Source organism: Serratia sp. J2, assembly GCF_046269175.1.
GTDB lineage: Bacteria > Pseudomonadota > Gammaproteobacteria > Enterobacterales > Enterobacteriaceae > Chania > Chania fonticola_C.
Window position 1 is genome coordinate 42,451 of record NZ_JBKABN010000013.1, and the last position, 13,204, is coordinate 55,654.

9 protein-coding genes and 6 tRNA genes are annotated in these 13,204 nt (G+C 54.8%); 9 read left to right on the forward strand and 6 right to left on the reverse strand.

Annotated features, from left to right (window positions below; genetic code table 11):
* Window positions 1–86: 86 nt before the first annotated feature.
* On the forward strand, window positions 87–1,355 hold the full coding sequence (entS, locus tag ACKWMY_RS14680) for an enterobactin transporter EntS (protein ID WP_024527138.1): 1,269 nt from the start codon (window positions 87–89) through the stop codon (window positions 1,353–1,355).
* Here the strand turns inward: entS and fepB are convergent.
* Window positions 1,342–2,301 carry a Fe2+-enterobactin ABC transporter substrate-binding protein gene (gene fepB / locus ACKWMY_RS14685; protein WP_409486506.1) on the reverse strand — a complete coding sequence of 320 codons (960 nt, stop codon included), beginning with the start codon at window positions 2,299–2,301 and terminating at the stop codon, window positions 1,342–1,344. The genes entS and fepB overlap by 14 nt on opposite strands.
* Before the next feature lie 194 nt (window positions 2,302–2,495).
* Between fepB and ACKWMY_RS14690 the strand changes: the two genes are divergently transcribed.
* From ACKWMY_RS14690 to dhbA, 4 genes are read left to right on the forward strand one after another with little or no spacing between them, the layout of a single operon-like run.
* On the forward strand, window positions 2,496–3,704 hold the full coding sequence (locus tag ACKWMY_RS14690; RefSeq protein WP_409486507.1) for an isochorismate synthase: 1,209 nt from the start codon (window positions 2,496–2,498) through the stop codon (window positions 3,702–3,704).
* Between the two features lie 8 nt (window positions 3,705–3,712).
* Entirely contained in the window at window positions 3,713–5,341 is a 1,629-nt protein-coding gene (locus ACKWMY_RS14695; protein WP_409486508.1) for a (2,3-dihydroxybenzoyl)adenylate synthase, read from the forward strand.
* 3 nt (window positions 5,342–5,344) lie between these two features.
* Complete coding sequence (locus tag ACKWMY_RS14700) at window positions 5,345–6,199, forward strand: isochorismatase family protein (protein WP_409486509.1); 855 nt, start codon at window positions 5,345–5,347, stop codon at window positions 6,197–6,199.
* On the forward strand, window positions 6,199–6,957 hold the full coding sequence (gene dhbA / locus ACKWMY_RS14705) for a 2,3-dihydro-2,3-dihydroxybenzoate dehydrogenase (RefSeq protein ID WP_199062366.1): 759 nt from the start codon (window positions 6,199–6,201) through the stop codon (window positions 6,955–6,957). The genes ACKWMY_RS14700 and dhbA overlap by 1 nt, the downstream gene beginning before the upstream one ends.
* A 611-nt stretch (window positions 6,958–7,568) precedes the next feature.
* Here dhbA and ACKWMY_RS14710 read toward each other — a convergent pair.
* The 4 genes from ACKWMY_RS14710 to ACKWMY_RS14725 form a co-directional block, all read right to left on the reverse strand.
* Window positions 7,569–7,644: transfer RNA gene (locus tag ACKWMY_RS14710), tRNA-Lys, on the reverse strand.
* Between the two features lie 33 nt (window positions 7,645–7,677).
* Window positions 7,678–7,753: transfer RNA gene (locus ACKWMY_RS14715), tRNA-Val, on the reverse strand.
* A gap of 38 nt (window positions 7,754–7,791) precedes the next feature.
* Window positions 7,792–7,867, reverse strand: a tRNA-Val gene (locus ACKWMY_RS14720).
* A gap of 33 nt (window positions 7,868–7,900) precedes the next feature.
* A tRNA-Val gene (locus ACKWMY_RS14725) sits at window positions 7,901–7,976 on the reverse strand.
* Window positions 7,977–8,259: 283 nt separating this feature from the next.
* Between ACKWMY_RS14725 and gltX the strand changes: the two genes are divergently transcribed.
* The 3 genes from gltX (at window position 8,260) to ACKWMY_RS14740 (ending at window position 10,109) form a co-directional block, all read left to right on the forward strand.
* Window positions 8,260–9,675, forward strand: coding sequence for a glutamate--tRNA ligase (gene gltX / locus ACKWMY_RS14730; RefSeq protein ID WP_024527144.1), 1,416 nt, complete (start codon window positions 8,260–8,262; stop codon window positions 9,673–9,675).
* A gap of 220 nt (window positions 9,676–9,895) precedes the next feature.
* Window positions 9,896–9,971 (forward strand) — tRNA-Ala (locus tag ACKWMY_RS14735).
* 62 nt (window positions 9,972–10,033) lie between these two features.
* Window positions 10,034–10,109 (forward strand) — tRNA-Ala (locus ACKWMY_RS14740).
* A gap of 179 nt (window positions 10,110–10,288) precedes the next feature.
* Here the strand turns inward: ACKWMY_RS14740 and ACKWMY_RS14745 are convergent.
* Window positions 10,289–11,476, reverse strand: coding sequence for a NupC/NupG family nucleoside CNT transporter (locus ACKWMY_RS14745; RefSeq protein ID WP_021178662.1), 1,188 nt, complete (start codon window positions 11,474–11,476; stop codon window positions 10,289–10,291).
* 378 nt (window positions 11,477–11,854) lie between these two features.
* Between ACKWMY_RS14745 and ACKWMY_RS14750 the strand changes: the two genes are divergently transcribed.
* Window positions 11,855–13,093 (forward strand): Nramp family divalent metal transporter, encoded by a 1,239-nt coding sequence (locus ACKWMY_RS14750; protein WP_024527145.1) that lies wholly within the window; start codon window positions 11,855–11,857, stop codon window positions 13,091–13,093.
* Window positions 13,094–13,204: the final 111 nt, after the last annotated feature.

Below are 13,204 nucleotides of genomic sequence, written 5' to 3' on the forward strand. Positions count from 1 at the left end.
AGCCTAACCAGCACTAGCACCGAGCCTATCGAATATCGTGTCGTTGTTTGTGGAAGATCAAGGATATAAGTTGTGGTGATAACCAGATGAATAAACCCTCTATTTTGCTCGATTTTGGCCTGCTTAGGACCAACCCCGCTTTTCGTGCCGTATTCTGCGCCCGTTTTATTTCGATCCTGGCATTGGGCCTGATGGCGATCGCCATTCCGGTGCAGATCCAGGCGTTAACCGGCTCAACCTTGTTGGTCGGGCTGTCGGTGACCCTGGCGGGCAGCGGAATGTTTGCCGGTTTGCTGATGGGCGGCGTGTTGGCCGATCGTTATGAACGCCGTCGCCTGATCCTGTTTGCGCGCTCAACCTGCGGTGTGGGTTTTTTGGGGCTGTGCCTCAATGCTGCGCTACCTTCACCTTCATTGACGGCCATTTATCTTCTCGCAGTGTGGGACGGATTTTTTGGTGCGGTAGGCGTAACGGCGTTGCTGGCGGCGACACCGGCCATTGTTGGCCGTGAGAATATCGTACAGGCCGGGGCCATCAGCATGCTGACCGTGCGCTTTGGGTCGATCCTGTCTCCCGCTATCGGCGGGCTGGTGATCGCCGGGGCGGGTATCAGTTGGAACTATGCGCTGGCGGCCTTGGGAACGCTGATCACTTTGATCCCGCTATTAAAACTGCCCCAGTTACCACCTCCGCCGCAGCCCCGTGAACACCCGCTGCGGGCGTTGATCGGCGGCTTCACCTTCCTGTTCCAGAACAAGGTGATTGGCATGGTGGCGCTGATTGGTGCGTTGATGACCATGGCCAGTGCGGTGCGCGTGTTATATCCAGCTATCTCGGGCATGTGGCAGGTTACCACTCAGAGTTTGGGGATCATGTATGCGGCGGTGCCACTAGGGGCGGCGATTGGCGCATTTACCAGTGGCCGGGTGGCTCAGATGGCACGGCCAGGCTGGATGATGTTGATAACGGCGATAGCGGCTTTCGTGGCCGTGGGGTTGTTTGGCCTGATGCCTTGGTACGGCATGGCGTTGTTGTGCCTGGTGGTGTTTGGCTACCTCAGCGCACTGAACTCGCTGCTGCAATATGGCCTGATACAGAACCTGACGCCGGACGCGTTTCTGGGCCGGATTAACGGCCTGTGGACCGCTCAAAACGTAGTGGGGGATGCGCTTGGTGCCTTGCTGCTCGGCGCGATGGGGGCATTTATGCTGCCAGCGATGAGTTCGACCAGCTTCGGTTTCGGTGCGGCGCTGCTGGCTGTGGTGCTGGCGTTTGCCATGCGTGGCCTACGCAACGTGAGCATGGGCGGGCAGAGCGATAAACTCCAACCCGCCACTGCGACTACGGAGAAATAAACAGCTTTTCCAGACGCGTCAGCAAGTTGCTGGCGCTGTAATAATCCAGCCGGAAGGTGTCGTTCCCCAGGGCATAAACCCGCTTGTTCTCCACCGCGGGCAGATGGGCTAGGAAACTGTTGCTCATCAGCCGCTGTACGTCGCTTTCGTCATTGGCGAATAACAGCAACGTTTGGCCATTCAAGCCTTCTGCCAGGTTTTCACCGCCGAGTTGGATGATGTCTTTCCGCGCCCCTTGGCTGGTGCTGGCATTGAGTTTGGGCGGCAAGGTGGCCAGGGTAAAGCCTAGCTGCTGCAGCAGTTGCCCTTGTGATGAGTCGGCGGTCCACAGGTTGGCATTCTTGCCATCGCTGCGAAACACCAGTGCCGTTATGGGCTGGGGTGGCAATGTCATCTGCTGTTTCAGCGTTTTCTCACGGCGATCAAACTCGCTGACGATCTTCTCCGCTTGTGCTTCGTGACCGGTTGCTACGCCGAGGATGTTGGCCAGTTCTTGCCAGCTTTTATCGTCATAGTTCACCACCAGCACCGGAGCGATGGCCGAGAGTTGATCGTACAGGCGCACCGCAGAATCGGCCCCGGTAGCGGACATCACAATCAGGTCAGGTGCCTCACCGGCGATCGCCTCGGCGTTGGGTTCACCAATATATAACCGCTTCACTCCGCGTTTGGCCGCAATCTCTCCCCACTGGTGGAAAAAGCCCTGCCGATCCGACAGCCGGTTGTTTGGGCTGGTTGCTCCGCTGGCGATCACTGGGGCGTCGATCGCCAACAGCGTACCGGTAACCGTCACGCTGGTGGAAACGATGCGCTGTGGGGGTTGGTTAAGGGTGATAACGCCGTGCGAGGTTTCGATACTGCGAGGCCAAGCTTGAGTCTCGGCCTGGGCCACGCTCAACGCCAGCAGGCCAAACAGCGCCAGGCTGAGCCGCAGGGGAATTAACATCGGTGAGATCCTTTTAATTCGAATGATTATCATTCATTGGTCAGAAACCACCAAGTTTACCCCTTAATGTGGGTTAGCAGAAGAGGTTACGTTTATTGACATGGCTAGTTCTGGCAGGTACTTTATCGCGGATGCAATACAAATGATAATCATTATTATATTGGTTATTGTTAATGAAACAAGAGGAAGTACCTATGGACGTAGCCGTTAAGGGCGCTGCGCAAAAGGACCTGCAACAGGGTGTAGATCTGGCACAGCCCGCCACAATATCCCCGACTTCAGGTTTCTTTTTTACCTCGCCTTTTCGCAGTCTGAGCACCCAGGGATGCTTTGCCCGCATCACCTTGCCAGCGGTTGATGGCGATGACCTGCAGGGCCAATTCCAGCAGGCGATACAGCAGGCCTTTGCGCAGGCCCGCAAGGCAGGTATCAAGGATCCGCTGCTGTGCGGCGCGATCCCTTTTGACACTCGTCAACCCTCGTCACTGTTTATCCCACAACAGACGCAATGGTTCGATCGTGAAACCTTGCAGGCCAGTGTGGCACCTGCTGCTGGATCGATCCCTGAGATTGTCCGCCAAACCGAGTTGCCAGCGCAGCCGCAGTTTATGCAGATGGTTAGCGATGCCGTACAGGCAACTAGTGGTGATCGATTGGATAAGGTGGTGCTCGCCCGCCTGTTGGACATTGAAACCAGCAAGCCGGTAGACCACGCAGCGTTGATGACACGCATCATTGCCCAGAATCCGCACGGCTTCCATTTCCACGTGCCGCTGGCAGAGGGGGCATTGGTGGGAGCCAGCCCGGAGCTGCTGCTGCGTAAATTTGGCGATCAGTTCCATTCCAACCCGCTGGCGGGATCGGCTCGGCGCGAAAGCGATCCGCAGCGGGATCGGGCCGTCAGCGAACAACTGTTGGTTTCAGGCAAAGACCGTTATGAACACCAGATCGTGACCGAAGGTATGCGCCAGGTCTTGGCCGGGCGTTGCAGCCATTTGCATATTCCCGCAACCCCTGAACTGCTCAGCACCACTACGTTATGGCATCTTTCGACGCCAATCGACGGTGAAGTGGCCGATCGGGCAGAGAATGCCCTGTCGCTGGCCTGCCTGTTGCACCCGACGCCGGCATTATGCGGTACCCCAACACTGGTAGCGCGCGATCTTATCGAACAGCTTGAGCCGTTTGACCGGCAGCTGTTTGGCGGCATCGTCGGCTGGTGTGACGCCGAGGGTAACGGAGAGTGGGTCGTCACCATCCGTTGCGGCACCGTCAAGGGGAATCAGGTACGCCTGTTTGCCGGTGCGGGCATCGTGCAGGACTCTTCCCCGCAGTCCGAATGGCACGAAACCGGTACCAAGCTCAGCACCATTCTGCGTGCGTTTGGCCTTAATCAAGGATAGAGAGTCCCATGACTATTGCTTTTACCCCCTGGCCAGAAGAGTTCGCGCGCCGTTACCGCGAACGCGGCTATTGGATCGATCGGCCATTGACCGACATCTTGTCCCGTCAGGCAGACAACGACGCTATTGCCATGATCGACCCACAACGCAGCTTAAGCTACCGCCAACTGGAACAGCTTTCCGACCGTCTAGCCGCCGCCCTGCTTCGGCGCGGACTACAATCCGGCGATACCGCATTGGTTCAACTTGGCAACGTGGTTGAATTCTATGTGGTGTTCTTTGCCCTGTTGAAAATCGGCGTGGTGCCGGTGAATGCCCTGTTCAGCCATCAACGTAGCGAACTGAACGCCTATGCCAGCCAAATCAAGCCTGCGCTGCTGATTGCCGATCGCGAGCATGCCCTGTTCGCACAGGATCAGTTCCTGGATACGTTCAGAGAACAGCATCCTTCGCTACGGGTGGTTGGGTTGCGTAATCAGGCCGAAGGTGAACAGGCATTGGTTGCCTGGCTGGAAGAAGAACCCGGTGCTTTTGAACCGACGCCAACGGCCGCCGATCGGGTGGCGTTTTTCCAGCTTTCCGGTGGCAGCACCGGTACGCCGAAGCTGATCCCGCGTACCCATAACGATTATTACTACAGCATTCGCCGCAGCGTAGAGATTTGCCGCTTCGACAGCGCTACCCGCTATCTGTGTGCGTTACCAGTGGCCCACAACTACCCTATGAGCTCTCCAGGCGTGTTGGGGGTGTTCTACGGTGCCGGGCTGGTGGTGTTTGCCAGCGATCCCGCAGCCGCCCAATGTTTCAAACTGATCGAACAGCATCAGATCACGGTTACCGCGCTGGTGCCGCCTGCCGTTACCCTGTGGCTACAGGCGATCGAAGAGTGGGGCAGCAATCAGCCGTTAGCCAGCCTGGCGCTGCTGCAGGTTGGCGGAGCCAAATTGGGGGAAACCCTGGCGGCCCGCATACGCAACGAGATCGGCTGCCAGTTGCAGCAGGTGTTTGGCATGGCCGAAGGGCTGGTGAACTACACATTGCTGGATGACGACGACCAACACATTCTCACCACCCAAGGCACGCCAATGTGCCCGGACGACGAGCTGTGGGTGGCAGATGAACAAGGTAATCCGCTACCGGTAGGGGAAACGGGCCGCCTGATGACGCGTGGGCCATACACCTTCCGCGGTTATTACCAAAGCCCTGAGCATAATGCCGAAGCCTTTGACGAGAACGGTTTCTACTGTTCCGGTGATTTGATCAGCCTGACGGCGGACGGTTATGTGCAGGTACAAGGGCGGCAGAAAGACCAAATCAACCGGGGTGGCGAAAAGATTGCTGCAGAAGAAATTGAAAACCTGCTGCTGCGCCACCCAGCGGTGATTAACGCCGCGCTGGTGTCGATGCCAGACGAGCTGATGGGTGAAAAAAGCTGTGCCTTCGTCATCGCGCACGAGGCAGTCAAACCCGTGGTGCTGCGCCGCCATCTGCGTGAGCAGGGTGTGGCCGAATTTAAATTGCCCGACCGCTTTATTCAGGTGGAGTCACTACCGTTAACCCCGGTCGGCAAAGTCGATAAAAAACTGCTGCGTGAACGCCTGGAAACGCAACAACTGGCTCAGGCCAAAGGAGAATAAGTCATGGCGATCCCTAAACTTAACGATTATGCGTTGCCAACGCCGAGCGAGTTGCCGGTTAACAAGGTTAACTGGGCCTTCGAGCCACAGCGCGCGGCATTGCTGATCCACGACATGCAGCAATATTTCCTTAATTTCTGGGGCGAAGATAGCCCGTTGATCAAACAGGTGGTCGAGAACATCGCCGCTCTGCGTCGCTACTGCAAGCAGCAGGGTATCCCGGTGTTTTATACCGCGCAGCCTAATCAGCAAAGTGATGAAGACCGTGCCTTGCTGAATGATATGTGGGGACCGGGGCTGAACAAGCACCCTGAGCAGCAGGCGGTGGTCAGCGAATTGGCACCGGATGCTGACGATACGGTGCTGGTTAAATGGCGTTACAGCGCATTCCACCGTTCGCCATTGCAAGAGATCCTGCAAGAAAGCGGGCGCGACCAACTGATTATCTGCGGCGTCTACGCGCACATTGGCTGCATGACCACGGCTATCGACGCCTTTATGCGTAACATCAAACCGTTTATGGTGGCCGACGGCCTGGCGGACTTCTCCCGCGAGGAACACCTGATGGCCCTGCGTTACACCGCCGGGCGCTGTGGCCGCGTGGTGACCACCGCAGATCTGCTACCCGGTATTGCCAGCATCGATGCGTTGCGCCAGCAAATTATCCCGTTGCTCGATGAAGATAGTGAAGAGATCGGCAATGATGAAAACCTGATCGATTACGGTCTGGACTCGGTGCGTATCATGGAGTTGGCAACCCGCTGGCGTAAAATTCGTGAAGATATCGATTTTATTGCGCTGGCCAAATCACCGACGATCGATAGCTGGTGGGCGCTGCTTTCCGATAGGAGATCCTGATGGCTAGAGAACAGGAATTTAGCGGTAAACGCGTTTGGGTGACTGGTGCCGGGGCGGGGATTGGTTATCAAACCGCATTGGCATTTGCACAGAGTGGGGCCGAGGTTATCGGCTTCGATCTGCATTTTGGCGATCTGGACTATCCGTTCCGCACCGAGGTGCTGGATATCACTGATGCCGCTATGGTAGATAGCGTTTGCCAGCGTTTATTGGCGGAACATGAACGGTTGGACGTGCTGGTCAATGGGGCTGGCGTTCTGCGCATGGGGCTGACCGATGAAACCAGCAATGCGGACTGGCTGGCCTGCATGGCGGTGAACGCGGGTGGTGCCTTTAACCTGTTCCGTCATACCTTGCCGGTGTTCCGCCGCCAGAAGCTGGGGGCCATCGTGAGCATCGCTTCTAACGCGGCTCATGTGCCACGCGTTGGCATGGCTGCCTACTGTGCCTCCAAGGCCGCTATGCGCAGCCTGTGTCAAACCGTGGGGCTGGAAATGGCGCCTTATGGTGTGCGCAGTAACCTGGTTTCTCCCGGCTCGACCAATACCCCGATGCTGCGCGGGATGTGGCAGGACGAACACGGTGAAAGCAATATGATCAAGGGTTTTCCTGACCAGTTTAAGTTGGGTATCCCGTTGGGCAAAATTGCCCAGCCACAGGAGATTGCCGACGCGATTCTGTTCCTGGCGTCTGACCGGGCTAGCCATATCACGATGCAGGATATTGTGATCGATGGTGGGGCGACGTTGGCGGCCTGAGTTATTGCCAATGCGTTAAAACCGTAGGGAGCCGAGTTGGGCTCCCTTTTTGTTTTTGATGGTTAGTAACTAATTGCCTTTAAAATATTTATTTCTTTGCGGCGGCTAGGTTTATGGCGGAATAACCGGTGGCACAGACTGTTCCCTCCCTTGGGGAGAGGGTTAGGGTGAGGGAGATATCACCGTTGGCTGAGGAGGCGGTTGCCGGGGAGGTCAAAAGAAGTAGGGGGCGAGCATTTGGCACCTGTACGGTGGGTCGTGCAGGATGACCTGTTGTTTGTGTTCGCTGATAGCTAGGTTGACGGAGATATTTCAGGTGGCACGGACTGTTCCCCTCTCCTTGGGGAGAGGGCTAGGGTGAGGGAGATATCACCGAGGCCTGAAGTGTCGGTTTTCAGGTAGGTCAAAAGAGTGTAGAGCGTGCATTAGGCACCTGTACGGTGGGTCGTGCAGGATGACCGGCCGCCGCCGTTGTCTCGCAAGCGAGACTCGAACCTGAACGCAGGTTCTCACCCACACGACCCTTCTTTGCGTATGTGCTGAGGGAGACGGTACTCTTGTGGGGAGCGCATATGCGAAAAAGGCGCCCAAAGGCGCCTTTTTCTAAATGGTGGTGGGTCGTGCAGGATTCGAACCTGCGACCAATTGATTAAAAGTCAACTGCTCTACCAACTGAGCTAACGACCCACGAATGTGGTTTACTGCTGTCTGAAACTGAAATGGTGGGTGATGACGGGCTCGAACCGCCGACCCCCTCCGTGTAAAGGAGATGCTCTACCAACTGAGCTAATCACCCACTTCAGGACTTCCAGATACTACCAAATGAGAGAATGATGGTGGGTGATGACGGGCTCGAACCGCCGACCCCCTCCGTGTAAAGGAGATGCTCTACCAACTGAGCTAATCACCCTCATTGTTCTCATTTCTTACTGCTTCAACAAGATGGTGGGTGATGACGGGCTCGAACCGCCGACCCCCTCCGTGTAAAGGAGATGCTCTACCAACTGAGCTAATCACCCCGTCTTGTTGGAGTCGCATTATAGGGATAGTTGAAAGTGAGTCAACGGTTTTTAAAATGATTTCAATCGTTCGCCGCAAATTTAGACAGGATGCGATATTTATCGCCGACCAGGATGATTCTTTGCACAGTATCATGCGTAGTGGGCCGCAAAGCGTAGCGGCCGATAGCGTGTCGGCGTTGAGGAATTAGCATGGAGTGGTAGAATGTCGTCCACTATTTTACATTCCGAGCAATCGTCGGCACTCCGCTGACACGCGTTGCGTAATAAGGCAGTGAACCCAATGAAAATCAAAACCCGTTTCGCCCCAAGCCCGACCGGCTATCTGCACGTCGGCGGCGCCCGTACTGCGCTCTATTCCTGGTTGTTCAGCCGCCATTTCGGCGGTGAGTTTGTATTGCGTATCGAAGATACCGATCTCGAACGTTCAACCCAGGAAGCTATCGACGCAATTATGGATGGCATGAACTGGTTAAACCTGGATTGGGATGAGGGTCCGTACTTCCAGACCAAGCGTTTCGATCGCTACAATGCGGTGATTGATGAAATGCTGCAACAGGGAACGGCCTATAAGTGCTATTGCTCGAAAGAACGCCTGGAAGCGCTGCGCGAGAAGCAAATGGAAAACGGCGAGAAGCCACGCTATGACGGCCATTGCCGCGATAGCCAGTGTAGCCACACAGATGACGAGCCACACGTTGTGCGTTTCCGTAACCCGCAGGAAGGCTCGGTCATCTTTGACGATAAAATCCGTGGCCCGATCGAATTCAGCAACCAGGAGCTGGACGATCTGATCATTCGCCGTACTGACGGTGCGCCAACCTATAACTTCTGCGTAGTGATCGATGACTGGGATATGGAAATCACCCACGTGATCCGTGGTGAAGACCATATCAACAACACACCGCGCCAGATCAACATCCTGAAAGCGCTGGGGGCACCGGTGCCGGAATATGCTCACGTGTCGATGATCCTGGGTGATGACGGTAAAAAACTGTCCAAACGCCATGGTGCCGTTGGCGTGATGCAATACCGCGATGACGGCTACCTGCCGCAGGCATTGTTGAACTATCTGGTGCGTCTGGGTTGGTCCCATGGCGATCAGGAAATCTTCTCTATTGACGAGATGAAAGAGTTCTTCACCCTGGATGCGATCAACAAATCCGCCAGTGCCTTCAACACCGAAAAGCTGCAGTGGTTAAATCATCACTACATTAACCATATGCCAGCGGAAGAAGTGGCGGTCTATCTGGCATGGCATGTTGAGCAGCAGGGGATTGAAACCCGTAACGGCCCGGAATTGAAAGATCTGGTCAAACTGCTGGGCGAGCGTTGTAAAACCCTCAAGGAGATGGCGGAGTCTTGCCACTACTTCTACCAGGACTTCAGTGAGTTCGACGCCGATGCGGCGAAGAAGCACCTGCGTCCTGTCGCACGCCAGCCGCTGGAGGCCGTGCGCGCCAAACTGGCCGCTATTACCAACTGGACGCCAGAAAACGTGCACGACGCCATTCAGGGCACCGCAGACGAACTGGGCGTGGGCATGGGTAAAGTAGGGATGCCATTGCGCGTCGCGGTCACTGGCGCTGGCCAGTCACCGGGCATGGACGTTACCGTACACGCTATCGGCCAGGCTCGCTCCCTCAAGCGTATTGATCAGGCGTTGGCTTATATTGCCGAGCGTGAAGCGCAAGCCTGACCGTTAGTTGCCAGCTAAACCGACAAAGCCCTGCGAAGCGATTCGCGGGGCTTTTTTCTTGCCGGTTTATTTTGTGCCCAAAGCGGCGGTTTTTTAGCATTAAACGCGCTGATTTGGCGGCTTTTTCAGCGCTTGATCGAGGAATTCAATTTAGCCGTTGACAGGGTTTCTGGGGTTTCATATTATGCGCCCCGTTCACAGGATTTCGTGATTGTGGATTGGGGCTATAGCTCAGCTGGGAGAGCGCTTGCATGGCATGCAAGAGGTCGACGGTTCGATCCCGTCTAGCTCCACCAACCTTTTATCTCAGGAAGGTTGGGGAATACCGTAACGCACGGTTAACGCGTACCACTTTTGTGGGGCTATAGCTCAGCTGGGAGAGCGCTTGCATGGCATGCAAGAGGTCGACGGTTCGATCCCGTCTAGCTCCACCACCATTTGAAAAGCCAACCCTTGGGTCGGCTTTTTGCTTTTGTGCTGTAAGAACACCGCCGCATGTTGTGTCTATTCCGCCCCTCAGTTCGAGCAGTATTGTCATTGGGCCATCAAATAAAAAACGCCCGATAAACTTCATCGGGCGTCTTAAGACTAGAACTTGTCGATTCTAAAGCTGTTAGCCCAGAACCAGGCCTGTGATGGCCGCTGACAGCAGGCTAACCAGAGTTGAGCCGTAAACCAGCTTCAGGCCGAAGCGTGAAACCACGTTGCCCTGATGCTCGTTCAACCCTTTAATCGCACCGGCTACGATACCGATAGAAGAGAAGTTGGCGAAGGACACCAGGAACACGGACAGGATGCCCATGCTGCGTGGGGACAGCTCAGCACCGATTTTCTGCAGTTCCATCATGGCGACGAATTCGTTGGAAACCAGCTTGGTGGCCATGATGCTGCCAACCTGCAACGCTTCGTGCTTAGGCACGCCAAGGACCCAGGCAAATGGATAGAAGAAGTAGCCCAGGATTTCCTGGAAGCTCAGGCCGAAGATGGCGCTGAACAGGCCGTTAAGCGCGGCAATCAGGGCGATAAAGCCAATCAGCATCGCGGCAACGATAATCGCCACCTTGAAGCCTGCCAGAATGTATTCACCCAGCATTTCAAAGAAGCTTTGGCCTTCGTGCAGATTGCCGAGGTGCAGCTCTTCTTCTTTACTGGTGTCATAAGGGTTGACCAGTGAGAGGACGATAAAGGTGCTGAACATGTTCAGTACCAGCGCTGCCACCACATACTTGGCATCCAGCATGGTCATGTACGCACCAACGATAGACATGGAAACTGTCGACATCGCGGTAGCGGCCATGGTGTACATGCGTTTTTCTGACATCTTGCCCAGCACATCTTTGTAGGCAATGAAGTTCTCAGACTGGCCCAGGATCAACGAACTGACGGCGTTGAAGGATTCCAGTTTGCCCATACCGTTCACTTTAGACAGCACGGTCCCGATGATGCGGATGATAAACGGCAGTACTTTGATGTATTGCAGAATACCGATCAGGGCAGAGATGAACACGATTGGGCACAGCACCTTCAGGAAGAAGAAGGCCAGACCTTTGTCACCCATCCCGCCGAACACAAAATCAGTCCCTTGCCCCGCAAACCCGAGCAACTTGTCGAACATTGCTGCAAAGCCTTTTACAAAGCCTAAACCTGCTTCCGAGTTCAGGAAGAAATAGGCCAGTAATACTTCAATAACCAACAACTGAATAACATAGCGGATGCGGATGTTTTTACGATCGCGGCACACTAACAGGGCCAGGATCGCAACCACCACTAACGCTAACGCAAAGTGCGCAATATGGGACATGTTTGCTCCAAATTTGAGGCAGGCTGAATTTCGGTTGTCATTTTATGTAACGCCAAGTTTAAAAACGAGACATTCATAGCAAATATGGAAAATCATAGTGGAGATAGTCCTAATCTATGACGGCAAAGCACCAAAGATCAAGATGTTAATAAATATGCGTGTTCGTGGCATTTTTGTGCTACTTTTATTATCAAGCGTGATCCGCTCTGAACCTTGTGATCCAGAGTAGATGGAAACGCCAGGATTTCATGCGATCTGTTCGATAAAACCTTCGTTTTTGGCTATCGCAGAGATAACCATTATCGCTGCAAATGCACTTGATAATCATTATCATTTAAGTAAAGATGAAGGTGAGCTAAATTAGTAAGGGTTTTCGCTATGCTGAACAGTCGCGCGGTTAACAATACTTCCTCCAGCCGCCCGTCCAGAAAGATCAAACTTTCTCTGATGGGGCCTGCCTTTATCGCCGCCATCGGCTATATCGACCCCGGTAATTTTGCCACTAATATTCAAGCTGGCGCTTCTTTTGGCTACACGCTGCTGTGGGTGGTGGTATGGGCCAACGTCATGGCGATGCTGATCCAATTGCTGTCTGCCAAACTCGGTATTGCTACCGGTAAAAACCTTGCCGAACATATCCGCGATCGCTTCCCGCGCCCTGCCGTCTGGGCCTATTGGGTGCAGGCGGAGATTATCGCGATGGCGACTGACTTGGCCGAGTTTATCGGTGCCGCGATCGGTTTCAAACTGCTGCTAGGGGTAACGCTGTTGCAGGGCGCAGTCCTCACCGGTATTGCCACCTTCCTGATCCTGATGCTGCAAAAACGCGGGCAAAAGCCACTGGAACTGGTGATTGGCGGCCTGCTGCTGTTTGTGGCGATGGCCTATATAGTAGAACTGGTATTTTCTCAGCCGCAACTGAGCGGGTTACTTAGAGGGATGGCGATCCCGGATTTGCCAAACGGTGACGCGGTGTTTCTTGCTGCGGGGGTGCTAGGGGCAACCATCATGCCGCATGTGATTTATTTGCACTCCTCGCTGACGCAGACCGCCGGTAAAGACTCTAAAGCAGAACGTTATTCGGCCACCAAGCTGGACGTGGCGATCGCCATGACCATTGCCGGTTTTGTTAACCTGGCGATGATGGCCACCGCCGCTGCCGCATTCCATTTCAACGGCCACAGCGGCATTACCGATCTTGACCAAGCCTACCTGACGTTGCAGCCGCTGCTCGGCAATGCGGCGGCCACCATTTTTGGCCTGAGCCTGGTTGCAGCAGGTCTCTCTTCTACCGTAGTAGGTACTTTGGCAGGGCAGGTGGTGATGCAGGGCTTTGTCCGCTTCTATATTCCTATCTGGGTACGGCGGGTGGTCACCATGATGCCATCGTTTATTGTCATTATGATGGGGATGGATGCGACGCGTATTCTGGTTTTGAGCCAGGTACTGCTGAGCTTTGGTATTGCCCTGGCGTTGGTGCCGCTGCTGGCGTTTACCGGCAACCGTGAACTGATGGGGGATATGGTCAACGGTCGTCTGATTCAGAATCTCGGTAAACTGATTGTGTTGGTGGTGGTTGGGCTAAACGGTTATCTGCTGATCAGCAACCTGCTTTAGGATAGTTCCTCTCATCCGACCCTCACTTATGGAGAAGGGATAAACGTGCTACAGGTTGACTTCTGTACCTGATGACGATGCCGATCGGCTCCCTCTCCCTGTAGGAGAGGG

Coding starts and splice junctions, on each gene's coding strand:
- fepB (WP_409486506.1), bottom strand. CDS start 2,301: ATGTTAATTCCCCTGCGGCTCAGCCTGGCGCTGTTTGGCCTGCTGGCG.
- entS (WP_024527138.1), top strand. CDS start 87: ATGAATAAACCCTCTATTTTGCTCGATTTTGGCCTGCTTAGGACCAAC.
- ACKWMY_RS14690 (WP_409486507.1), top strand. CDS start 2,496: ATGGACGTAGCCGTTAAGGGCGCTGCGCAAAAGGACCTGCAACAGGGT.
- ACKWMY_RS14700 (WP_409486509.1), top strand. CDS start 5,345: ATGGCGATCCCTAAACTTAACGATTATGCGTTGCCAACGCCGAGCGAG.
- ACKWMY_RS14695 (WP_409486508.1), top strand. CDS start 3,713: ATGACTATTGCTTTTACCCCCTGGCCAGAAGAGTTCGCGCGCCGTTAC.
- ACKWMY_RS14745 (WP_021178662.1), bottom strand. CDS start 11,476: ATGTCCCATATTGCGCACTTTGCGTTAGCGTTAGTGGTGGTTGCGATC.
- gltX (WP_024527144.1), top strand. CDS start 8,260: ATGAAAATCAAAACCCGTTTCGCCCCAAGCCCGACCGGCTATCTGCAC.
- dhbA (WP_199062366.1), top strand. CDS start 6,199: ATGGCTAGAGAACAGGAATTTAGCGGTAAACGCGTTTGGGTGACTGGT.
- ACKWMY_RS14750 (WP_024527145.1), top strand. CDS start 11,855: ATGCTGAACAGTCGCGCGGTTAACAATACTTCCTCCAGCCGCCCGTCC.